At 41.4% G+C, this 24,358-nt stretch carries 21 protein-coding genes; 7 read left to right on the top strand and 14 right to left on the bottom strand.

Annotated features, from left to right (window positions below):
• Positions 1-25: 25 nt before the first annotated feature.
• From FIB07_06280 to FIB07_06270, 3 genes are all read right to left on the bottom strand, one after another.
• Positions 26-4,936, bottom strand: coding sequence for a PGF-pre-PGF domain-containing protein (locus FIB07_06280; GenBank protein ID NJD52461.1), 4,911 nt, complete (start codon positions 4,934-4,936; stop codon positions 26-28).
• A 260-nt stretch (positions 4,937-5,196) separates the two neighbouring features.
• Positions 5,197-7,431, bottom strand: a complete 2,235-nt coding sequence (locus FIB07_06275; protein NJD52460.1) for a PGF-pre-PGF domain-containing protein — start codon at positions 7,429-7,431, stop codon at positions 5,197-5,199.
• 200 nt (positions 7,432-7,631) lie between these two features.
• On the bottom strand, positions 7,632-7,922 hold the full coding sequence (locus FIB07_06270; GenBank protein NJD52459.1) for a chromosomal protein MC1: 291 nt from the start codon (positions 7,920-7,922) through the stop codon (positions 7,632-7,634).
• A gap of 286 nt (positions 7,923-8,208) precedes the next feature.
• Here FIB07_06270 and FIB07_06265 point away from each other — a divergent pair, with 286 nt between their 5' ends.
• From FIB07_06265 to FIB07_06245, 5 genes are read left to right on the top strand one after another with little or no spacing between them, the layout of a single operon-like run.
• On the top strand, positions 8,209-9,672 hold the full coding sequence (locus tag FIB07_06265) for a threonine-phosphate decarboxylase (GenBank protein ID NJD52458.1): 1,464 nt from the start codon (positions 8,209-8,211) through the stop codon (positions 9,670-9,672).
• Complete coding sequence (locus tag FIB07_06260) at positions 9,669-10,586, top strand: cobalamin biosynthesis protein (GenBank protein ID NJD52457.1); 918 nt, start codon at positions 9,669-9,671, stop codon at positions 10,584-10,586. Before FIB07_06265 ends, FIB07_06260 begins: the two co-directional genes overlap by 4 nt.
• 25 nt (positions 10,587-10,611) lie before the next feature.
• On the top strand, positions 10,612-11,223 hold the full coding sequence (locus tag FIB07_06255) for an alpha-ribazole phosphatase CobZ (GenBank protein ID NJD52456.1): 612 nt from the start codon (positions 10,612-10,614) through the stop codon (positions 11,221-11,223).
• Positions 11,220-11,990 (top strand): adenosylcobinamide-GDP ribazoletransferase, encoded by a 771-nt coding sequence (gene cobS / locus FIB07_06250; GenBank protein NJD52455.1) that lies wholly within the window; start codon positions 11,220-11,222, stop codon positions 11,988-11,990. The genes FIB07_06255 and cobS overlap by 4 nt, the downstream gene beginning before the upstream one ends.
• The gene (locus FIB07_06245) at positions 11,975-12,592 is read left to right on the top strand and encodes a nucleotidyltransferase (protein ID NJD52454.1); all 618 of its coding nucleotides are present in this window, start codon (positions 11,975-11,977) and stop codon (positions 12,590-12,592) included. The genes cobS and FIB07_06245 overlap by 16 nt, the downstream gene beginning before the upstream one ends.
• A 46-nt stretch (positions 12,593-12,638) precedes the next feature.
• On the opposite strand, the gene FIB07_06240 is transcribed toward FIB07_06245, so the two are convergent.
• Entirely contained in the window at positions 12,639-13,388 is a 750-nt protein-coding gene (locus FIB07_06240) for a hypothetical protein (protein ID NJD52453.1), read from the bottom strand.
• Positions 13,389-13,462: 74 nt separating this feature from the next.
• The gene (locus FIB07_06235; protein NJD52452.1) at positions 13,463-14,629 is read right to left on the bottom strand and encodes a DUF362 domain-containing protein; all 1,167 of its coding nucleotides are present in this window, start codon (positions 14,627-14,629) and stop codon (positions 13,463-13,465) included.
• Positions 14,630-14,795: 166 nt separating this feature from the next.
• Between FIB07_06235 and ftsA the strand changes: the two genes are divergently transcribed.
• A complete protein-coding gene (gene ftsA, locus FIB07_06230; GenBank protein NJD52451.1) occupies positions 14,796-16,112 on the top strand; it encodes a coenzyme F390 synthetase in 1,317 nt (438 codons plus the stop codon).
• 31 nt (positions 16,113-16,143) lie between these two features.
• Entirely contained in the window at positions 16,144-16,632 is a 489-nt protein-coding gene (locus FIB07_06225; protein ID NJD52450.1) for a tryptophan-rich sensory protein, read from the top strand.
• Between the two features lie 36 nt (positions 16,633-16,668).
• On the opposite strand, the gene FIB07_06220 is transcribed toward FIB07_06225, so the two are convergent.
• The 9 genes from FIB07_06220 to FIB07_06180 all read right to left on the bottom strand — a co-directional run bounded on the left by FIB07_06220 (position 16,669) and on the right by FIB07_06180 (position 24,356).
• On the bottom strand, positions 16,669-17,844 hold the full coding sequence (locus tag FIB07_06220) for a DUF72 domain-containing protein (GenBank protein NJD52449.1): 1,176 nt from the start codon (positions 17,842-17,844) through the stop codon (positions 16,669-16,671).
• A 24-nt stretch (positions 17,845-17,868) separates the two neighbouring features.
• The gene (locus FIB07_06215; GenBank protein ID NJD52448.1) at positions 17,869-18,249 is read right to left on the bottom strand and encodes a hypothetical protein; all 381 of its coding nucleotides are present in this window, start codon (positions 18,247-18,249) and stop codon (positions 17,869-17,871) included.
• A 101-nt stretch (positions 18,250-18,350) separates the two neighbouring features.
• A complete protein-coding gene (locus tag FIB07_06210; GenBank protein NJD52447.1) occupies positions 18,351-22,244 on the bottom strand; it encodes a hypothetical protein in 3,894 nt (1,297 codons plus the stop codon).
• A gap of 148 nt (positions 22,245-22,392) precedes the next feature.
• Entirely contained in the window at positions 22,393-22,482 is a 90-nt protein-coding gene (locus tag FIB07_06205; GenBank protein ID NJD52446.1) for a DUF86 domain-containing protein, read from the bottom strand.
• Entirely contained in the window at positions 22,475-22,645 is a 171-nt protein-coding gene (locus FIB07_06200) for a DUF86 domain-containing protein (protein NJD52445.1), read from the bottom strand. Before FIB07_06200 ends, FIB07_06205 begins: the two co-directional genes overlap by 8 nt.
• Positions 22,642-22,938: a nucleotidyltransferase family protein gene (locus FIB07_06195; GenBank protein NJD52444.1), complete on the bottom strand. Its 297-nt coding sequence runs from the start codon at positions 22,936-22,938 to the stop codon at positions 22,642-22,644. Before FIB07_06195 ends, FIB07_06200 begins: the two co-directional genes overlap by 4 nt.
• A gap of 146 nt (positions 22,939-23,084) precedes the next feature.
• The gene (locus FIB07_06190; protein NJD52443.1) at positions 23,085-23,666 is read right to left on the bottom strand and encodes a threonylcarbamoyl-AMP synthase; all 582 of its coding nucleotides are present in this window, start codon (positions 23,664-23,666) and stop codon (positions 23,085-23,087) included.
• Positions 23,657-23,992, bottom strand: coding sequence for a hypothetical protein (locus FIB07_06185; protein ID NJD52442.1), 336 nt, complete (start codon positions 23,990-23,992; stop codon positions 23,657-23,659). The genes FIB07_06190 and FIB07_06185 overlap by 10 nt, the downstream gene beginning before the upstream one ends.
• A 127-nt stretch (positions 23,993-24,119) precedes the next feature.
• A complete protein-coding gene (locus FIB07_06180; GenBank protein NJD52441.1) occupies positions 24,120-24,356 on the bottom strand; it encodes a 4Fe-4S dicluster domain-containing protein in 237 nt (78 codons plus the stop codon).
• Positions 24,357-24,358: the final 2 nt, after the last annotated feature.

Raw genomic sequence — 24,358 nt, 5'->3', positions numbered from 1 at the left:
TTTCACACTTTTACTGAAAACACATCTATTTTTTCATCCACCTGAAGTACATTGCGACCAGGATAATTATGATAACTAATATAATCAGTATTGCGGACCATGTCGGTACCCCTGACGGTGCAATCCAGGTATTAATCGCTGTTTTTGCAGGCTGTGATGAATTTTCATTATTATCCGGTGCTTTGGCCTTGATCTGTTGTGTGATTTCAACAGAGGGTGCCTCTACAGCAACTCCACCCATCTTCACGGCTATAGCAAATGGTGAAAATGCATTTGTCTTTCCTTCAAAGAATGTATTTGTATCATCTCCTGATAATACACTGGTTTCAAGTTCTATCCAGCTATCTCCGTTCCATTTTACCAGGACGATATCGCTGCTCGCAACACCATTGGCGCTCATCCAGGTATTATCTACCCTGAATTTGATGGAAGCTTCCTTTATGTTCTTTGGTGTCGCATAGCCCGATGTTCCCACCCAGATATTGATGTTCTTATAAACAAGACCACCCGGCGGGATCTTAACGAGGCTTGAAGTACTTTTCAATACTTCCTCCGAGACCGTAATTATGCCAAGGCTGGTGTTGCCCGTTATATTGACGAACATTACAGGATTTTTCACATGGGTGAACCTGTAAGATGTTGTCACATCCTTTGATATTTGCATGTCGTATTTTTCAATCAACTCGATATTGGATGCGCTCTCTCCTGATGAACCACCTCCGCCGCCTCCTCCACCCGAACTTCCACTGCTGCAATAATTACATGGCGTATTGGGTGGAGTGGACGGTGTGCCTGCTAAAGCAAATGTTGAAAAATGGTTCAACTGGACAGTTAGTTTATTTGCTGTTTGGTTTCTTCTAATATCAATAACAATAGGACCATTTTCATTTGAATAATCCTTACCTTTCGGATCCAGGGGCTTCCATATGGACCCATTCCACCAATATACCTTCAGGGTATTTTCATCCAGACCTGAAATATCCTCATCCGTATAAAACATTGTCAGGTTAACAGAAGATATATTCGATTTATTTATACCTGTAGAATCTATTTCGACATATCTGTTAAGAGCTTTTCCACCTGCCTGGATGCCAGATGTTGAGTTCGCAATGTTTACACTCCCATTCAGGCGTGTGATATTCGTATCAGCTGTCAATGTTATATATCCGCTAACAGAAGAATTGTTTGCTGTTATATCTATTAATGCCTGGTTCTCTAATATTATTGGCTTTGAAATGTTATTTCCTGTGAGGTTTACAGATGAAGTAATTGTATTTCGCACAGTCCTTGCGGTATGATTGACCATTGATGAATTTACATTGCCGGAGATATCTACGGATTTCAGGCCGATCGTATATGAAGTAGCGGATGTGAGGCCGGTAGCATTATAGGATCGTATCCCTTTTGTGATATTTGATTTGAATAAGCCGTTTAGATAGACTTCAACATGATCAAAATCAGGTTCATCAGGATCAAACCAGGTCCAGTTGATGTAGTTTTGCGCGTAGGTAATATTGGCCAGTCCTGTCACGCCGGAAGGAGCGGTTACATCATAGGTTACTATTATTGATGTTTCATTGGAATTCCCGGAAGTATCGTTAGCCCTGGCATATATTGTATTTAAACCTGGTGAAAGGGTGGCATGGATAGTCCACGATGCAGTACCAGTAGCTCTCTGCCATGCTCCTTCTCTGATTTTAACATCTACATTATTCATAGCAACGTCACCAGAAGAAGTTCCGCTTACAATGATAGATGAAGTATTGAGTATCTGGCCGTTAGCCGGATATGTAATTGAAATAACCGGTTTTACGATATCTCCTGATGTCGCAGTAATGTAATTTGTTTTTATTTCCGTATTGCAGTCCCCGTCATTCTCACAAACTGTCAGTGCAACTGTATATGTGCCTGCGGGATACGAATGGGATGGGTTAGGTAAATTGCTGTCAGGTGTTCCATCATTAGTGAAATCCCAGCTCCATGAAACAATACCGTCATAGGATGTGGATGAATCCGTAAATAAGATATTCAATGGTGCCGGTCCTGTTGTTGGTGTTCCGGTAAAGTTCGGGACGGGGTTTTTATCTGCTATTACAGCCTTAGTTGAATTTATGGCATTGAGACCATCATTATCAGTTACTTTAAGGGAGACAGTGTATGTCCCGTTCTGGGCGTAGATATGAGTTGTACTCATACCTATACTGCTATTCCCGTCACCGAAGTCCCAATAATAGGACATTATGTTTCCATCAGGATCGAATGATTTTGAACCGTCAAAGTAAACTGCTTTTCCTTCCATGCCTGTATAAGACCCATTGGGATTTGAGGAGGGAGGAATCTTTGCCTGGGTGTCCAGGTTCGTTATAGCGACATTGCCAAAGCTTACGTCAGAATAATATGAAGTAAACAGTACTGACCCCTGTGTTAATGCCCCGGCAGGTGCATTTCCGCTAACTGTCCAGTTCGCAGGCTCTTGCGTCCCCTGCTTCCATACCTTTAATGAAAATACCTGATTTATGCCAGCAGTCTGCGCACTTACTTTAAAATTGTATGTTGATCCAACCTCTAATTGCGTTGCTGTTGTATCATTTGCAAATAAGATCATTTTATTTCCGAGAAGTGCTAATCTATTACCCCCGAATGATTTAGTATTATTAAAGTATCCTGCGATCGCCCCCAATGGATACCATCCTTCCCTTGGATACGCACCACGGGGACTCCAGAATACATGCTCTTTCCACCTCATGACTATCCCGAAGTTTGCACCCGGAACAGTCATTGCAGAGTTTAATGTTATGGGAACAGTTACTGTATAATTTTTCCAGGCCATATTGCCCATAGCGATTATTCGATCATATCCAGGGACCGGAGTTGCTTTCCCATTGTTAATAACCCATTGCCCGTCCACGACCTGTGCAACATCCTGGATGTCCGATACGGTTGACCAGTCCACTGTATAAGGCATAGGCCAATCAATCCCACAAGTATAATTGATGTTGACTCTTGTGTTATTTACATTTCCGGCGCTGTCATTGGCACTCAGGTCAATATGATTGCTGCCACAGCTAAAATTTGTGTAGCCTTCTTCTATATTGAAGTCATTTATATTTTCTAATCTCAGGTTATCCTTACCAAGCACAAGTTGATGAGTTGCTCCATTATTCAATGAATAATTGAGTGCAACTACGGCAGATGATGAGTCTGATACATTACCCAGGATATTAATCCATGTCTGGGGTGTGCCTAAGTGACCAAATCTCTGGTTAAGTCCGTACCAGACATTAATTACAGGTGGGGTAGTATCTGGAATATCCTCCGGGATTATTGGCGAGGCAGTATTGAAAAAATAATCAATGTTGCCTGTAAATTTTGGCGTCAGGGATGCAATTGTATTCTCATTTCCTATAAACACCCCTACCTTTGCCACATTCATATCATATGTGAAGTTGGTCACATTAGTCCATGTTACGCCATTATATGAATATCTGTATGACCAATTATTGCCTGACCGATTTACCCTTAAATATAAAGGCACGGGCTGGGAAAATTCTGAATGGATAAGAGTGTTATATCCTTGAGTGGCTACGTTATTACGAAAGGTTCCTGCATAGCTTTTTAGATTGTTGCCATCACCATTAAAGTCTATGCGTATGTAATTTCCAGGTGATTCCTCAATTATGAATCCTTGCTCCTGGTGTTGTTCGGTTAATAAGGACTGGAATTTTGCTTCTATTTCAAAGTCAACATTACTTACCTCCTGCATTATTCTTGGCGCATTGTTTGTGGTAAATGGTGCATGTGTCACACAACATGGGACAGTGATATTCAGGAATGCATCGGCAGTATCTTTACCTTCCATAGTAAATTTTGAATCACCGGCCGGGTCAATTACCTCCCATAAAGTAGTGTTAAGAGCAGGGCTATTAAAATCATCAGACCTGGGTGGTATCGGCGTGACCCCGGATTGGGCTGTGATCTGTTGAAGTACCGGGGTTGAGGTGCTGGTCCCCCTTAATACTGCTCTCACATATACGGTCCGGTTCTGGATCTCAGGGGGTATTGTATAATAAGTATTATTAGGCATGTCGGTTTGCAAAAGTGTCCATGTGATATTATCCTTGCTTGCATATCCATCTATATGAGAGTCGCTTGCATTTGTATACATGAATAAAGTGGATTTTATTACTCCTCCGAACCCTGCATTAAATACTGATGTGAGGTTGCCTGTGGTGATAAAATTATCAGTCACAAATGCATCATAATAAACCGGGTGATTAGAGGGCGCACCCCCGGTTACATAACCTATTTTAGTCATTGTACCAGGGTGGTTAACACTTGCAGAATAAGTCCATGTTTTCGTATCATTGCTATAATATAAACTGTAATTTGTCCCGGCTTTTACTAATTTTATATAGTGTGGTTGGGATAAAGTGACTGTTGTGGCAGTAGAATTCCCTAAATTATTATCCTCTTTCTGGATTACTACCTTTCTTACACCGCCAATAATGAAATACTGTGCATTTACAAAATTATCATCATTCGCATATATTATTATTCCAGCGTTCTCCACTGATGTAATTGGGTTGAACCATTGTTTTGAAATAATGGTTATATCTTCTCCCCCGTAATTTTGTAATAATAAGGGTGAGGTGGCTGTGCCCTGGTATAATGATGTGTTCGTGATATTCATTCCCAGATACCATGAACTCATCCACCATGCACTTCTATTCTCTCTTATCCATTCCCATCTTGAAGTATCCAGAACCCCCTGGTTAAATTCGTCATTGTATTTGCCTGCTAAAGTGTAACCGTCTGTATATGCATCTGTAAGGTTTTCGATTGTGTTGCCTGTTGAACTTACAATTGTTGCTGATACTGCCGGAACTAAGTTACTTAACATTATTACCAATAGCAATAGGATTATTTTCAGATTCATAATATCAATAGCACTCCTGTGGAATATACACCTACCATAAAATTGGTAATAGTATCTACAAGTATATAAATTGATCGATTTAATACTGGATATAAAAATGATATGATAATTATGACTATGAAATTTAGATCCACAAATGGATATTCGCTATCCGGTTAAAGGATTTCTAGCCCATCCATTAATTCCAAATTTCTGAATTCTGTTATCCTATCCATTTATTGGATGGGCTCATCTGGTTCCTTCTCAGAAGAGAAATGCTTTTATTTTTTTACCCACCGATAGTACATTATAACCGCTATAATATTGATAATTAATAAGATCAATATTGTAGACCACGTGGATTTCCCTGAAGATGCTGTGGTGGTGTTGGCTGCCTGTGCAGGTTGCGATGAATTTTTATCATTATCCGGCGCTTTGACAGCGGACTGCTGCAGGATTTCAGGAACTGGTACATTCTCTTTATCGATGGATTTCATCCCGGTTTCCTTCGTAGTTATTGCAAACGGTGAGAATTCATATGTTTTTCCTTCAAAGAATGTGTTTGTATCGTCTTTTGACAATACCCTGGTTTCAAGTCCTACCCAGCTATCTCCGTTCCATCTCATCAAAATGAGATCGCTGCCTGCAATATTGTTAGCGCTCATCCAGGTATTATCTACCCTGAATCTGATGAAAGCTTCCTTAATGTTCCTGGGTGTTGCAAAGCCCGATGTTCCCACCCAGATATTGAAGTTCTTATAAACAAGACCGTCCGGCGGAGTTTTAACAAGGGTAGAAGTACCTTTCAATACTTCCCCTGAGGCCGTTATTATACCCATGGTGGTGTTGCCCGTTATATTGACGAACATTACAGGATTCTTCGCATGCGTAAATCTGTAAAATGTGGTTACATTCCTGGATATCGGCAGGTCATATTTTTCGATCAGCTCAATATTGGATATGTTCTCTCCGGACGGACCACCTCCACCACCTCCCCATGCGGCATTACTTCCACCACCGGTATTTACGGGTGTATTGTCCGGCAGAGAATACGTAACATTCACTGACGTTTCATATATGTTACTTGAATTATCCGTAGCTCTTGCCGTGATCCTGTTCGATCCTGCTGAGAGATTCATAGAAGGAACTGTCCATGAGGTGTTTACAGGTGCTAATACCCAGAATTCATTTCCGACCTTTACTTCTACCTTGCTCACTTCTGTAGTATTATCTATTGTTCCGCTAACCCTTATAGAAGAAGTCGTAAATGCCTGGCCGTTTGAAGGGTATGTGATTGTAATAACTGGTTTTATGGTGTCCTTTATTGTCGCATTAATATAATCCGTCCTTGTCCTGGTATCGCAATCCCCATCGGTTTCGCATACTGTCAGGGCAACAGTATAGGTACCTGCCGCATATCCATGCATTGGGTTCTGTACTGTGCTATCTGTTTTTCCGTCATTATCGAAATCCCATTTCCAGGATGTAATTCCATCATAAGATCCGGAGGAATCTGTGAATGTTACATTCAATGGTTCTAACCCGCTCGTTGGTATTGCGCTGAAATTCGAAACTGGCTTGTTATTTGCCCGTGCTATTATTGCAGTTGTTGTGTTTGTGGCATTGAGACCATCATTATCTGTTACTTCAAGGGAAACAGTATATGTTCCATTCTGAATATAAGTGTGCTCTGGATTTTTTGTATTGCTAATATTTCCATCGCCAAAATTCCAGGAATAAGATTTTATAATTCCATCAGGATCAAAGGATTTTGAACCATCAAAAGATACCGGGGAACCTTCAGTTCCTGTGTAAGGTCCGTTCGGGGCTGAAGAGGGAACAATTTTTTTTTGTTTAGTGGTACTGGCAGTTATGTAATTGGTTTTCTTCCTGGTATCGCAATCCCCGTCTGTTTCGCACACTGTCAGTGCAACAGTATATTTACCTGCTGTGAATTTATATGTTGGGTTCTTTATTGTGCTATCTATTTTTCCATCGTTATTGAAATCCCATTTCCAGGATGTAATTCCATCATAAGATTCCGAGGAATCTGTGAACGTTACGTTCAAAGGCTCTAACCCGGTTCTTGGAGTTCCCATGAAATCCGCTTTTATTTTTTTTTCTTCTATTATTGCAACAGTTGTACCTGTGTTACTGAGACCTGAATTATCTGTTACTTTAAGGGAAACAGTGTATACTCCATTTTGGATATAAACGTGTTTTGGTTTATTTGAAATACTGGTATTTCCATCACCAAAATCCCAGAAATAGGATTTTATGCTTCCATCCGGATCAGATGATTTCGAACCGTCAAAAGATACCGGAGAACCTTCAGTTCCCGTATAAGGCCCGTTCGGGTCTGAAGAGGGAGCCAGTCCGATACTGGCAGCGACTTTTTCAATCGAATTGCCTTTTTCTACCAGTTCAGAGCTATTATTTACCGATGAATTTTTCTGGGCACTTACAGTCAGTGAAAGTACCTGAAGAACAATAACAAATAAAACTAATTTATTCATATTAACCCCCTATTTCAATTCAATGGATTTCCCGGAAATACAATGTACTGAAGACCCGGGCCAACCCCAATTGTTATTACATATCCCCGGTTATGTCATTAATGTATAGATTGCTTATGATATATAATAATTTCCTAAATGAGACGTTTTTAGAACTGAAAGCAAAATTATAAAAAAAGAAAAAAAGAAAAAATTATTATTTAAACTTTATCCAGCAGTTCAACGCCTGTTTTCTTTACATTAGGCTTGTTGATCTTTGCAGGCATCCACTTTGGTTTGTTCTTTGGAGCAGCAACGACTTCTGTCCATCCCTTGTAGATGTGAATCTTCTTTGTTCCTCTCTCCCTTAATCTCAATTCAACTGGTTTTGATTTTGTTCCTTTGCTGCGGTTGGCTGCCTTTAATGCTGCCTGGCGCGGCTGGTGACCGGTAAATACTCCAGTCTCTTTACCATTCTTTTCCCTTAATACAAAATTTCTTATTTCTGCCATATTTTATTCATACCCCGACAACGTTTTGTTGTCTTGTAGTACAATCATGCATCATAGTATATAAATGTTGTTGTGAATACTGTGGCAAAGCCTATTGTTTTAATAAAATGATCCCATACGTAATGGTATTTCACCACTTGAAAAAACCGATTCAGGTGGAGTAAAATTATAATTACATGAATAAAAAACAATCGTCATAGAATAGTTAGACAATTGGGAAACGAATAAAGCAGTATCTAGAGGTATAATCATAAAACCATGAAATTATTGAAAATAACAATGTTATTTGATAGGAATTTCTTCCAGCACTTTAATATTCCCTTCAAACAAAAAAGGGAATGTGTCCCTTAACAACAGAGTCCGGAAAAACGTGTTTGACCTTGTACCATGCATTCATGGAGCAAGATTATCGGAAAGTGCCAGGACAGCAGGAAAGACCACGCAAGAGATGCTCGATTTCAGTGTTAACATCAATCCACTTGGGCCGCCGAAATCAAGATCTGTATTATCGGCTGCCTGCAAGGACATAAACAATTACCCGGATAACAGGTATCCGGGTTTTAAAAAAGCTGCGGCTGATTATCTTAAGGTATCCTCCGAAAATATCGTCCCGGGAAATGGCTCGTCAGAACTGATCCGCCTTTTTGCAGAAACTGTTATTGAGCCGCAGGACCGGGTAATTATTCCGGCTCCCACGTTCTCGGAGTATGAATTCCAGTGCCGCCTCCTGGGTGCGCGTATTGAATATGTCGATTATGATGATATTTTAAACATAAATATTGATAATTGTAAAGCTGTTTTCCTGTGCAATCCGAATAATCCCACAGGAAAGCTCCTGGATCGAAAAAAAGTCTGTTTGTTTGCTGAAAAATGCAGTGGCGCTGAGGTTTTTTTATTTGTGGATGAGGCATTCATCGAACTTGCCGATCCACGCGAAAGTATTGCAGATATTGCGGCATGTAGCGATTTTGTGATCGTTTTGCGCTCCCTTACAAAAACGTTTGCAGTCCCTGGATTAAGGATCGGTTTTGCTGTTGCATCACCTGTTTTATCAGATCTTATGAACAATATACGCCTTCACTGGAACATGAATTCAATTGCCGCAGCAGTTGGTGAAAATCTTCTTAAGCGTAATCAGGATTATATCAACAGGTCACTTGGATTATTAAAGAAAGAACGTGAATGGATGGCATCAAAACTTGCTGGTATCAGGGGCTTTAGACCATATCCCAGCGATACGAATTTTATCCTCATAGATTTGAGGGGGTTTGGTTTAAGTTCTGCTGACCTGACAGGGCGTATGTTAAGACATGGCATCATTATTCGCGACTGCACTTCCTTTGGTCTTGAAAATCACATTCGTGTGGCTGTGCGAAAAAGAAACGAGAACCGCGCCCTGATCGCGGCCTTTTCAAGTGTCATAAAAGAGTGGGGAAGCGAACTTGCAGAAAAAGAGATCGGAAAAGCACTTGACCGTGGAGTTGCTGCCAGGAGCAGGATAGACTGTGAGTATTACCCGTGCCACTTCGCAGGACAGGATTGCACGTTCTGTTTCTGTCCATTTTACCCGTGTGAAAATATTAGAACAGGAGGGGAACTTATTCACAGGTCAACAGGCGGAACGGTCTGGAGCTGCGCGGGCTGCACTCTTATCCATCAGGGACATATTGCGGAAAAGGTGTTAAAAGAGTTGATGGGCGGCAAGAAAATAAAAGACGTCTGGAAACATGTGATGGAGCCTGTTTTATGATGGATTTCAGGATACAGGTTTTACTTCTTGCAGTTCTTTTTGACATTATATTCGGGGAAATGCCTTCGTTTTTTCATCCTGTCGTATGGATGGGAAGACTGATCAACCTGTTCGTGGGCGCTGCCCCTCATCGCTTCAGGAAAATATACGGCCTGTTCATGGTGATTTTTTGTATCGGGATAACGGTTTTACTGGCAAGATCCCTTGAATTCATTGGAACAGGAATTATCGGGCTTGTGATTACGGCGTATTTCCTGAAATCCAGCTTTTCCATTCGCATGCTGCTTGTTTCTGCCATCGGTATACAAAAAGACCTTGATTCCGGAAAGATAGGAAAAGTAAGAAGTGACCTGAAAACTTTTGTGGGCAGGGATACATCAAACCTCAGCGCGCACCAATCGGCATCAGCTGTCATAGAATCAGTCGCCGAGAGCTTTGTTGATAGCGTTTTATCACCATTATTTTATTTCCTGATATTCGGCCTTCCTGGTGCGCTTGTTTACCGCATGATAAATACGCTTGATTCAATGGTTGGTTATAAAAAAGAGCCTTTCAAAGAGCTTGGATTTGCGGCTGCCAGGCTTGATGATATCGTCAATTTCGCGCCTGCAAGAATCTCAATTGTAATTATCTTTATTTCTTCAATTTTCTTCGGAAAACCTGTTGATGCCCTGAAAACCTGCATCAGTGACCATAATAAGACTGCTTCGCCCAATTCGGGATGGTCGATGGCTGCTGTTTCAGGAGCGCTTAATGTAAGGCTTGAGAAAGTCGGGTTCCATGTACTGGGAGATAGATATCAGCATCCTGGGACAGTACATATAAAAAAAGCAGTTTTTTTAGTAGGTTTTTCCTCTCTGGTTGTCATTGGAGTAATATTTTTAATAGGAAAGATTCCTTTAGTCTTATTTTGAAAAAAAGCCGCAGAAGGAGAAACTTATGAAATTATCAAATATCAAAAATGAAAAAAAGAAAAAAAACCAGCCCGATGATGTTGATTCTTCTAATACGATAGACATCATGAGAGTCCTTGAAGATGCCGGGCTTTCTGAAAATGTTCTCGTTAATGCTGCCATGGAACTTTATGTACCCCATCCCGGAGTCGAAACCAGGGAAATAGCAGAAAAGGTATTTAAAAGAGAATTAAAGCACGCGCTCTCTGATCCCAACCTGTGCATCCTGATATATTCAGGAATGCTTCTTGAAAAAGCCGGGGAGAAGGGCGAGCTTCCGGGCATGAGCAAAGAGATCTTCAATAAAGACCTGACATTTCTTATTGTGGATGAAGTAATCGGGATGAGTATAGCAAAATACATCAGCGGGGATAAGGGGATCTTTGAATACGTGAGATTTGACAAATTAAAACCCGGTATCCTGTCAACACTTGGACCTTTTATGGATGATGTGGTCGCAGGGCTTATAGGCGGGGCATCCGCAAATATGTATTCAAGGGGAAAAGGCGATGGGGCAAAACCTGAAAAAAAGAAAGTAAAAAAGACAAAAACCAGGAAGTCAGCACCCGATATAAAAGCAGGCGGTTTCGCAGGATGAAGAAGTTCCTGTCGGCCATCCGAAGCGGTTTTGGTTTTCTTTCTACGATACCTGTGGGTATAACAATGGAAGGTATCGAAAACCTGATGAAGCACATCTACCTGTTCCCTGTAGTAGGCGCAGTTATCGGTATTATTTTCGCATTAATCGTGATCGGGCTAACTTCATTTACGATATTGCCACCAATAATTGTCTCACTATTTGTAATTATAGCGGTCTATTATTTCACAGGATTCAATCATATTGACGGGCTTGCTGATTTTGGCGACGGTCTGGCAGCGCATGGGACAAAAGAGAAAAAGATCGCTGCCATGCGTGACACTGCTATTGGTACCGGCGGTATTGTTTTTTGTATGATAACGCTCCTTGGCGTTTTCGTATCTCTTGTTTCAATCCAGGAACCAGATCGATTCCTCCTTCTTCCGTATGCATTGATAGTTGCAGAAACAAGCGCCAAGCAATCCATGGTCACTGTAGCGGCTTTTGGCACGAGGCTGCATCCGGGTTTCGGGGCAATGACAGTTGATAATACAAAGCAGTCAGATTTAATTATCGGGACTTTTTTTTCGGTGGCAGTTTGTTTTGTTGTTCTCGGTATCATGGGTATTGGAGCATTCATAGTATCGCAATTGTCAGGGCTTCTTGTTCTTAACACTGCAAACCGCCATTTTGGGGGGGTGAGCGGGGATGTCGTGGGCGCAGCAAATGAGATCGGGCGGCTTGCAGCCCTGCTTTATATCGGAGGTATTGGATGGATGCAGTTGTAATGGCTGGCGGCAAGGGAGCGCGCCTTGGTAAGGATGAAAAACCCCTCACCCAGCTTTCCGGGAAACCGCTGATACAATATGTCCTCGAAGCTCTTCTTGGTTCAAAGAACATCGAACGTATCTTTGTGGCCACGTCATTAAGAGTGGAAAAGACGAATGAGTGGCTGGATGATTTTAAGAAAGATCACCGTGAAATTGAAATTATTCATACGCAAGGCGCAGGTTTTGTTCATGACATGATAGGCGCAGTGGAAGAGGCAGGTATCAGGGGGCGTGTACTCATCATAATGGCTGACCTTCCTCTTGTCACAAGCGGACTCATAGACAGGATAATCGAAAAATATTTTGAGGTGAACACGCCTGCGCTTTCAGTTCACATGAAACTTGAGGTATTCACAAGGCTTGGATTAAGACCGGATACTGTTTTTCATAAGAATAGCGATTTTATCGTCCCATGCGGGATAAATATCCTTGATGCACAGAGAATAAGTGAGGAGCAGGAGGATTATAATCTTATCCTGGATGAGGAGGAGCTGGCGCTTAATGTTAATGCGCCCGGGGACCTTGCTGTTTGCGAGAGGTTTCTGGAGGATAAAGTTTAATCCTGATTATTCTTATTTTTCTAATTGCTTATGCAAACTGCTATATTCAGCCTATATAACTTAAATCTTCATCTTTTTTTATCTTTTCCTTGATCTCTTTTAAGTGTCTCTTTAAGCTGTCATCAAATTTTTTTACTTCTGTCTCGATCTTATTCAGGTCAATATCGATCTCCAGAAGCTCGGAAACTTTTTTTATCCCTGCGTAACATGCTTTTATATCCAGGGCTTCGGGAAATGCTGTCTGGCTAAGAAGCGATATCCCTTTTATCCCATTTCGCAACGCGGATTCTATCACAACCCCGTTGACTCCGCTTATCTGAAGCCTGCCATCTGATATTTTTATTCCCTTGCTCTCAAGAAGAGTTAATAGTTCGGGTGAAGTTACAACTCCTGATACTTCAGGGTCTTCAACATAATTGTTTATATGTGTAGCGATTACAGTATAAATTATTTCAACACCCATTAGCTTTGCAGCTTCCACAATTTTCTCGGCAAGCTCATTATCTTTTGTAGCATGGCCAAATTGCATCTCACCTGAGAATAAGATGATATTTTTTTCCTGCGAATAGTAAAATTTGAACGGACTGACTTCCCGGTCCATAGGTATTACAAGACCTTTATCAAAACAAGCAACAGAAGGTGAAAGATAAGGAACGTGAATATCCGCAAAAAATTCCGGCTCCAGGCAGTTCGTAATATAGTCAACAGTGTTTTTGGCAACCATTCCCATGCCTGGAAGACCCACTAGCATGCGAGGTTTGTCCATTTCCGGCTTTTTATGAAATCTTATCTCCATAGTTAGGTTTTCTTAATTACGTCATGGTATTTCAGTATATTGGCAAAATGAGAATGAACTGCAAGATCATTTAATTATTTCACAAACCTGCCCATAAAAGGAGTCTTCAATTCAATGGCATTACCCGGACATAGTTCCTGGCAACAGTAGCATCTGATACATTTCTTATAATCAAACGAAGGATAATCTTCTTTTTTTGATATCGCACAAGAAGGGCAGTGTTCCATACATATCCAGCATTTTTTGCATTGCTGTCTTACCAGTTCTGGTTTTGCAACCAGCATACTGCGAAGGAAACGCATCAGGCCCCTTGCGCGGAAAAATGATGCTGTGCCAGATGGTAGCTTGAAGCCCTCAATTTGCATGTCCTTCAGATCCTCTCCACGTACATCGATACGGGAAATATCTCCGGTTCCCATACCCTGTTCGTGTGCCAGGCGGGTGGAAGGTACTGTGAGCGGGTCTATGCCGATCATCTTGCAGGCCACTGCATCAAGTGCCACAGGGTCACAGCTTGCCAGAATTGCATTGACCTGTCTTGGCGTGCCGTTGCTTGGCCCGTTCCCCTCCATACCAACCACTGCATCCATTACTGTCAGTTCAGGCCGCACTATGCCAAGGAGATCCACAAGCATCCGGGAAAATGTTTCCGGATCCTGGGCACGAAGATGCATTTTTGCTTTATTGAGACCTGTTACACAGCCGAAATTATTTTTTACCCCTCCGGTAAATAATGTCAGCCCATGGGTCTTGAGTTTTGGTAAAGATATAAGCACATCAGCTTCCTGAACATGCCTTGATAAAATGAAGCTCTTGAATACGCGGCCACCCGGATTTTTTACATCGATAGACTCTGCACTGAGATGCAGTATCCGGGCTCCTTCCTCCTCGCATACTTTCATAATACCTGTATTACGGCAGGCTGTAATATATCTTTTATAATTCGGATTTCCCTCATAGCCGCTACAATCGCCAACCTGCGGGATTCCTCCGGCAGCTTTAACCTGAAGAATCATAGCCCTTACCAAAGCAGGATGGGTGGTAACTGCTTTTTCAGGAACATCACCTGTCAGGAGATTTATCTTCAGAAGAACATTATCACCGGGTTTAACATAGCTTTTAATCCCGCCAATAAGCCCCAGCGCCTTTTCAACCGCAGCATCGATATTTGACTGATCATAGGTCTGGCACTTTACAAGCGATACTGTAGAAAGATTACTGTTCTCAGTTTGCTTTTCCATATTTTACTTTACCCATTCTGACACTTCTTTATTGTATCCCCGGTATATATCAATGCTTCTACAATCTATAATAATGGTATAGTTAACGCTTGCATATCAATAGGAAAACCATATTATTCTTGAGGTTGTATCTGTTATTGTGTTCTTTAATGAAAAAATAGAGACCATGAGTAGGGGAGATCTTGATTCGCTAATAGAAGAGCGCATACGCTATACTGTCAAGTATGCCAGCGAAAACTCGCCTTTCTATAAAAAGTGGTTCAAGGAACACGGAATAAATCCATCCGATGTACGCACACACGAAGATCTTCAGGAATTACCCATAATATCTGGAAAAACAATAAGAGAATACCAGCCGCCAGAAAGTACGGATTTCCAGTTCAGAAGTGTAGATTGGAGGGATGTTTTTACACTTCATGAGACATCAGGAACAAGCGGGACTCCAAAAGCATTCTTTCTCACATGGCAGGATTGGGAACGGTATGCTGAAAAATATGCGAGGAGCTTTGTCTCACAGGGTTTTGGCCCTGGAGACAGGGTGGTTATTTGTGCGTCATACGGTATGAACGTTGGCGCCAATACAATGACCCTTGCTGCCCGTGAAATTGGTATAACGATCATCCCGATGGGAAAGTGCACATTTCCATCCCGCGTCATAAAGAATTATAAACCCACGGGGATAGTCGGGAGCGTTTTCAAACTGCTGGCTCTTGCCAGGCAGATGAAAAATGAAAACATCCTTCCTCAGGAATCAAGTATCAGGCGCCTTGTTGTCGGTGGGGAAAGTTTTGCCGATGAGTCGCGTGCATACCTTGCCGAGGTGTGGGGTTGCCAGGTCTATAACACCTACGGAAGCACGGAAGGAACGATGTGCGGTGAGTGCACCGATCTGGGTGGGCTTCATGTGCCTGAAGACCTCGTTCACCTTGACATCTATGATCCTGCATTGAAAAACTTTGTACGCGATGGTGACTGCGGCAGGGTCGTCCTTACAACACTTTTGCCAGCAGGTGGAAAATCCGGTACCCTGTTGCTGAACTATGATACCGAAGACACTACCGCTGTGGTCACAAGGAAACGATGCGCCTGCGGCAGAACTCATATGAAGATCATGAATCCCCAACGTGAATCTGAGACTTTCTGGGTCGCAGAAACGGCCTTTAACCGTGTGGATGTGGAGCGGGGAGTATTCCAGCGCGAGAATATGGAATACCTCACAGGGGAATATGAGGCATTCCTTTATGGCGGCGATGATGAAGGAGAGACGATTTTGAGAGTGAGCGTTGAATGTCTTGACAGAGATAAGTGCGATAGAAAAGCTGTGGAAGAGAACTTCCTGAGGACATTTTTCAGATATAAGCCGCTACTTGAGCAAGTACATGCAGAAGGAATGTTCAAGATTATTTTCAACTTTGCAGGTCTTCGGGATCTGGAACTCTACCGGATAAAGGGCAGACCAAAGCGCCTGGTTGATAGAAGATAGAGCTAATCAGTTCAAAATAAGGAGATAATACATGATAAACAAAAATGTACCTGAGTCAATCAAACTGATCATCAGCATTACAATATGTCTTTTCGCGGGTTTTCTTGGTTCTCTTTTCACGACCCCGGCGATTCCCACATGGTATGCAACGCTCACCAAACCTTCTTTTGCCCCTCCGGACTGGTTATTCTTTCCGGTATGGACAACTCTTTTCGTGATGATGGGTATCTCGCTTTATCTGGTATGGCGAAGGGGTCTTGAAGGTCAACAGGTCAAAAATGCTCTTGTCATCTTTGCGGTCCAGTTGATTCTGAACGTGCTATGGTCGGCAGCGTTCTTTGGTCTCCGGTCCCCACTTTCCGGTCTGATAGAAATTTCCATCCTGTGGATATCAATAGCATTTACAATAATGATTTTCATGAAGATATCAAGAACAGCAGGTCTTTTGCTCATCCCATACTTAATCTGGGTGAGCTTTGCAGCGATCCTTAATTTCATGATATGGAGACTCAATAGTTGAGACTTGCTTACACTATTTTAGCCGCATGAATGCCTATCAATAAGTCTCCCCTCTCCCCGTATACTGGCTGAACTCCCACTGCTGCATTTTGATACGCTCAAGCACACTTCTTGCCATATCTTCAGGCAGCGCAAACATGAGTGCGCCAATATGCTTGCAAAACCGCCCCTCTCGCGCAGTTCTCTGCCAGTCCGCGCAGTCGTGCAGTATGAACCTTTTTTCCAGATCAATGTAAACTGAATAACCCCTTACATCCGCCACTATCTTATCAGTTCCAAGTTCCATTATCTCAATGTCCTTTATCTCTTTTGCTTTCTCAAGCCTTGAAGACTCCATACATCCTGATAGTAAGGTCGCTATATCTTCTTTTTCCTGCACAAGATAATCGCCAAGAGTCTTTGGGATCACTTTTGTCATTACCCTGCCTTTCCAGTAACCTGATATGTGCTGCCTTATCTCTTTCTGCTCCGGAGTAGCCATCCCCAGCATCTCCAGTACATCGATACAATTCTCAGGCGCATAACCATAGTAGTGGTTGTTGAAATATCCATAGACGTCTGCACTCTGCGATATTTCCTTCAGTTTCGGTATCCAGGCTGCAAGCTCATCTTTCGAATAGTGGTAGTGATACCACATTTTTTCGCCTCTCCCATGCCAGCGGACGTATGCAAATCCAGAGGTCAGCCTGACTTCCGGAGGAAGCAGCGGTTCATCAACTGCTACGGCTGCAACATTGTAATCCCTCAGCAGGTCATACGCTTCATTGATCAGCCATGTCTCGTTCCTGTATTCAAGCGCAAATCGCATATTGCAGGGCAGAATTTTGAGGAATTCTTCTATCCTGTCCTTCCTGAACTTCATTCCAGGCGGGAGCTGGATCAGAATGCAGGCAAGTTTTCCTGATTCCTGAAGTGGTTTCATGAGTACCATAAACCTTTTCAGGTCATCTTCCACTCCTTTTGAAATTTTTAGCATTTTTTCATGGGTTATCAGGCGGTTAAGCTTCACCGCAAATTTAAAATCCTGCGGAGTATACCTTGCCCAGCCAAATACAATGCCGGGCTGGGGATAGCTGTAAAATGTGGAGTTGATCTCAGCAGTATTGAAGATCCTTGAATATGCCCTCAGTTTTGACTCCTCTTTATCTTTATAGAACACGCCTGCCCAGTCCCTGTAGTCCCAGCCCGAACAGCCAAGTCGAATAACTCCCATAAGAGTTAATTATATCTCAAATGATTAATACTTGCTTGATCGGTCTTTTCTTAATTTCTTCAATATTTTATGCCACTCCAGTAAAAACAATACTAATCCGGTAAATGCAACTAACTCAAACAGTTCGTAAGTCACAAAATCTGGCGCTTCTTCCTCAAGGCCTTCAAGAAATTCGTGTATCAACATAAAAAAACCGGCAATAAAAATAAACAATATACTTCGGTTAAAACTTTGTTTTTGCGAGATTACTTCATTTGAATTCGGATTCTCCTTATTCAAGAATTTCCAGTTCAACGCTATCTGGATGCCCAGATAGATCATGATCATTGAAAGTATTGCTATAATACCTTCGATAATCTTATACAGAACATAATCGTTGATGAGATTACCGAACCAGTAGTCCATATTGGGTAATGATTTTCACACTATAATAATTTTTCCATATTATTAGAGTTTTAACATAGACATTTTAAAATAAAACAGAAGTAAATGATCTACATGATCATTTACTTCTTGAAAAGATTACTGAATTTATCACTTAACAATCCAAATTTCTGTTTTAATATTTCAAGGCTCAACAAACCTTTAGATGTAAGAACATAGATTATCACAGCGCCTATACCAGTAGCCACTGCAGCAATCAAAAAGTAATTTGTTGGTTTTTCCTGTACCACCAATAAATTGCTCTGTCCCATGACCTGGACTGTGACATTTGCGACTGAAGATTCCTGCCTGGTAAAATTGATCTCAACTTTCTGACCGGGTGTTAATGTTATCGTCCTATTATCGACAGCAGTATCGTTAATAATAAGGTTAACAGGAAGTGTGTCAGATTTTGTACCCACATTGGTAATATTGGATCTGACCACGAAATCTTCGCCAGCAAAGACAGGATTGGGAGTGATATTGATATCAAGCGCCTTGAATTCCGAATATGGGGCTCTTATATCTATATCCGTTGAAGCAGTAATATATGATGTCTTTGACGCTGTTATCGAGTGCGTCCCGCTTGTTTCCAGCCTGTAGCTCACTTCCCCATTACTATCTGTTGTACCAGCGCTTGTATTATCAAACAGGACGGCAGCGCCGCTCATGGCAGTACCGTTGTACAAAACTTTTATGGTTATGGTTTCGTACTGGTTTGCCTTTGAAGGTGCTTCGATGCTCAGTCTCAAATCGACATATTTCTCGATCTGAATGCTTTTTGTATCTTTCTCATACCCGGTCTTTGATGCGGTAATGGTGTATGTTCCGGCTTTTAATGTTTTCGGGATCGTATAATTGAGTTCACCGTTAATATCAGTTGTCCCCATATCGGTATCTAATGTCAGGGATGCATTATTAACAGCTTTTCCTCCTGCCGTTACTTTGACCTTGAGTGTGTCCCCGGCCATTAGTTTTGTGGGTGCATTTATCGAGAGCTTATTCACTATCATATCAGGGGTAACATCGACTGCGAAATAGAACCTGAGGGCATCGTTATCTGCCACTTTTACCTTGATATTACCCATAAGAGCATTATTTATATTCTTGCTGAGTCCAATGCTCCCGCTGTTACTCATTGTGATGCTATTAGATGAAATGCCTGTCACTTCCATGTTGCCGAACTTGTTTCCCACCTCAATTTTTGTGGGATTCTCGGATATCTGGAAAATGCCTCTCAGGAACGCAACCTGCAATTCATTGCCTGAGAAAACATTCTCAAATCTTACCATTATCAGTGGAAGGTTTTCAGTGCCTCCTATAGTCTTGGTATATATGTAAGTTTCACCGGCAGAAAGAGGTGAGACATCAACTTCTGTACCGTCTTTTAGAAGGGAAAGAAGCATCGCCCTTCCCTGCAGGTCAATATCAGTCGCCTTAAGAACATAACCTTCCTGGAGAGTAATCGTACTTCCAACTGCTATAGTCGTCTTGGTGTCATCATCAATAAGCACTTTATTGAGGTTGCCATTTGCAATCGTGCTTATACCGTCAAAATCAGTGGTGGGTCTTGTTATTACGTTAGGCAGGGTATTTGATGTATAACCTGCAAAATACCTGTCTGCCATGAATCCAATAGCCTGGTATTTTCCGAAACCATTGTACGTGAACTTTACTTCCTGCGGGGTTGTTGAGTATTCAAGATCATCTGCGGGTATGCTTCTGCCACTTACCTTATTTTTAAGTTTGAAAGTTTCACTTCCAACTCCGTCATCAAGATCATAGAAGAATCCAAAACTTTTATCCCCGATGTTAATACCGAAATTGTAGGGTGTCCATTCAAGAGGGATTCCGTCTTTGTAAACTGTGCTCCTGACTTCAAAGTTAGATGGCCTGTCCACCGTAAGTGCGAACCTGACAGCAGAATCGTTATTGGCAACTTGTATTTTGAGATCGCCCATTACAGTGGTAGTTGTTCCCTTGCTCAGGCCGATATTTCCGCTATTCTTCATCCGTATCCCGCTCAGGTCTACACTGTCCACTTTCATGCTGCCGAACTGATCCCCTGCACGTATTACCGTAGTATCCTCGGATATCTGGAAAAGGCCTTTCATGAATGCTGTCTGTAATTCCTGGCCTGAGAATACATTATCGAACCGTACCATGATCAATGGGAGGTTCTCTACGCCTCCGATGGTCTTGGTGTAAACATATGTCTCGTCCTTAGAAAGCGGAGAAACATCGACTTCAGTTCCATCTTTTAAAAGTGAAAGGAGCATTGTCCTTGCATTCAGGTCAATGTCTGTTGCTTTTAATACATAACCGTCCCGCAGGGCAAGTGATCCTCCTACTGCTATAGTCTGCTTGGTATCATCATCTATAAGCACTTTATGGAGTCCTCCCTGGGCAAGTGCGCTCATCCCTGAAAAAGTAGTAGTTGGGCGAGTATTAGCTGAAGAAGTATTGGAAGTATAACCTGCAAAATACTTATCAGCCATGAAACCTATGACCTGGTATTTGCCCCAGCCTGAGTGGGCAAAGCTGACTTCCTGAGGTGATGTGGAGTAAACGAGTTTATTCGTTCCTATGGTCCTGGATGAGTAGCTATCCATTGTAATTGTTATGTTTTCAGTGCCTACATCATCTTTTGCATTATAATAGAATCCTGAAAAGCTCTGGGGGGTCCAGGTGTAAGTAAGACCGAAATCATTCTGATTACTGCCGTCCCAGATGCGGTTGCCTGTTGAGAACGTTGCGGGATGAACGTTTATTGTCCATACACGGGTGTCGCTTCCATTTGCATTGCTCACATTTGCAGTTATTTTGTAGGTCCCTTTTGTGCTTCTTGAGAAGGTGTAATTTACAATTTCTCCAGCAGTCACTAATTTTGAAGTTATAGGAGAAGTATTATTGTTTTCATACCAGCTCAAATTTCCGCTCTGGCTACCTACTGTTATACTCAGGTTTTTTGATTCACCTGTTGTCATTTCCAGTGCACTTGTATTTGAGGGAGTAGCTGTGCCTATTGTCGGGCCTGGATATCTTGTGGTGAAATTTTGAATTGTTGTATTGGATGAATATGTTTGATTGGTCTGATTATATGCATATACAATATAAAAATATTTCTTTCCAGATGTTAAAGGAGAAAGTTCTATTGTTCTTGGTGAGCCAGATGTATTTTTCCATTTAACAGGAAGTTCCAATGATTCCGTTTCTCCATACTTTATACCAATATAAGCATCGGTTTGGTTAACTCCAATTGTAAAATTTATGCTGGAAGTTGATGCACCATCATTCGTCACACTTGTAATATTTGGCGCTGTTGGGTTACGCGTTGTGAAAGTTTGAATCGGTGTGGAATTGGAAAAAAGGCTTGTATTAGAGTTGTTGTATGCAAAAACGCTGTAAATATATTGTTTACCAGGCTCCAATCCTATAAGCAGTATAGTCCTAGAATTACCATAACTCGATCCATTCTGCCATGTGCTTACAGAATCCAATGATGATAATCCGTATCGAACGGATGTATTTGCATTACTTTGATTGACTATGAAGCTAATATTCGCGCTTGTATCAAATGGATTAGCGATTGGGGAGGGAGTGATGACTGGAGCAGTTTCACTTGGGGGGGCAGCAGTGACAGTCCACCACCATGTTGTCATGGATGTATCAGAAGGATTGCTTGCATTGAATGAAACTACTGATACATTCCAAAATCCTGCCGCAGCGCTGTTATTCTGATAAAATGATGATGTAGTATTAATCTGAGGTCCTTTTACAAGAGATCCATTAATGTACCAATTGACAGTTGCATTCTGGCCTGTTATTGTTATGCTGAAGTTTCTTGATTCACCAGAATTATTGCTTACTGAACCTTGATCTCCTGCAGGTACATTTGCTATTCCCATTACGCTTGATAAAAATCCTAAAATCAAAACTACAATCGCAATTTCTATAACATATTTTCTTTTTACCATATTTTTCCCCTTGAATCATTTTTAATCATTTCTTCATCGCCTTCTATGTCGCAAAAAGTGCATTATAAGACCTTTGTGTCATAAGAACTCAACATATATAAATAATTTCTCCGACAAAAGCCAACTAACAGCAGTTTAAAATGAATTTTTATTCATAATTGCGAATAATCTTATTTCTCATCCCTACTATGTCTTTCCAGGGTATTGTCTTATATTCAACTTTAACCTCTTTAGGGATATTTTTTTATGGCTTCGCCTATGATTTCTATCTTTTTGACAATTGCAGTTGATGTTTTATCGTCCTGTATGAATTCCCCATAATCCATATTTCCAATAAATTCACCGATTTTATCAATCGCATCCAGTATATCTATTACAAAAAGTTTATAATTCCGTATCATATCCTGATAGCCTCGGATAAGATCTGGTCTCTTAGTTCCTTTCGTATCGCTTGCTTTCTGATAACGTCAACCTTACATTTTAAGATACCACGAAGTGAACGTTCTAATTTTAACAGGTTGAAGACATCAGGCAATTCATAAAAATCAACGAGTATATCTACATCGCTTTTCTCAGTTTGTTCCCCTCTCACATAAGAGCCAAATATGCCAATCTCTTTTACATTATATTTTTCCTTTAAAACATTTTTTCGCTTCTTAATTACTTCTATAATTTCTTCAAGCGTCTGTGTCATATTTTGCCTCAATCAATATAATAGAGCAATATAAGATAATAACTCTAATATTAATCAAATAGTCCTTTTTGCTTTTTAATTTTGCTATAGTTAACAACCAGATGAACCCGGAAGGTTGCCAGACAATATGACTATAATAAACGGGATCAAAAATCTTCAAGTGCTGCCTTCACTTCTTCAAATTGTGCGCCTTTCCTGATAATCTTTCGATTAACAAGGTCAACCACTGTCGAAGGCTCGCCTTTGCATTCCCCGCCGTCAATGATATAATCTGCACCTACCCTGATCTCATCCACTCTTCGTGGCGGCGCTTCACCTGAAAAGTTGGCGCTCGTAGATGTTATCGGGACTCCGGCAAGCTGAATGAGCCTGATGGTCGTTTCATGCGCCGGAAAGCGTATGCCCACAAGTTCCGATCCCGAGGTGAGTACACCAGGCACTTTATCCTTCTTTTTAAGAAGAACAGTAACAGGTCCGGGCAGGAACTTTTCAATAAAATGCCTTTCCTTTTTCCCGATATATACAAGATCTTCCATCATTTTAAGATCAGAAACAGCAACAGAAACAGGCTTATCCCTGTCCCTTTTCTTGATGGCGAAAACTTTTTCAAGCGCAATATCTGAAAAAATATTTGCCCCGACGCCATATACTGTTTCTGTGGGATAGACGACTATGCCGTTATTCCTGATTATTTCTGATGCTTTCCTGATATCCGTACCTATGAGCATAAGTGAAACCTGAAATTTGAAATATCATCGATTGGCAAATATATCTTTGAAAAAACCACAGAGAGCACAGAGGACACAGAGAAAATCGGTACGCTCTGCGCTCTCTGTGTGCTCTGTGGTTGATCATCTGTCTCTAATGTCTCTAATTTAGTCAACTTGAACAGACCAATTCCATATTTCGTTCGGTTTCGCATTGGTTTGTTGTTATTGTCTAAGAGCTTGTCTGAATATTTATTCTGGACAGGATTTACAGGATGGACAGGATTAATTTCCATCCTGTAAATCCTGTAAATCCTGTCCAAAAATGCATCTGAATACTCACTCATAACCAATTATGTGCATCGAATCGGTGTGAAAACCAAATGTAGATCAAATTCTCAGACAAAATCTAAGATCAAACCGCAAATTACGCAAAGAGCGCAAAGGATTTCTAAAGTATTTATCTAATTAAACCTAAGCCGGAACGATCGTCAACGACGATACCGGGCAATTGCGGGTGCATATGCCGCAGGCGATACACACAGTCTGGTCGATAACCGCTGCGCCCATTGTCACTGAGATCGCAAGCTTTGCCCTGTTTATATCAAAATCGTCCGCTTTTGAAAGTTTTGTATTCTGCGGGCAGACCGATACACATATTCCACATCCGTTGCAAATATCAGATTGAACTAATTTCTTGTCCTTTGCCATAA

It is taken from the genome of Candidatus Methanoperedens sp. (genome assembly GCA_012026795.1).
In the GTDB taxonomy this organism is placed as follows: domain Archaea; phylum Halobacteriota; class Methanosarcinia; order Methanosarcinales; family Methanoperedenaceae; genus Methanoperedens.
The sequence above is the reverse complement of the archived record's forward strand: the minus strand, read 5'-3'. Positions and strand labels throughout refer to the sequence as shown.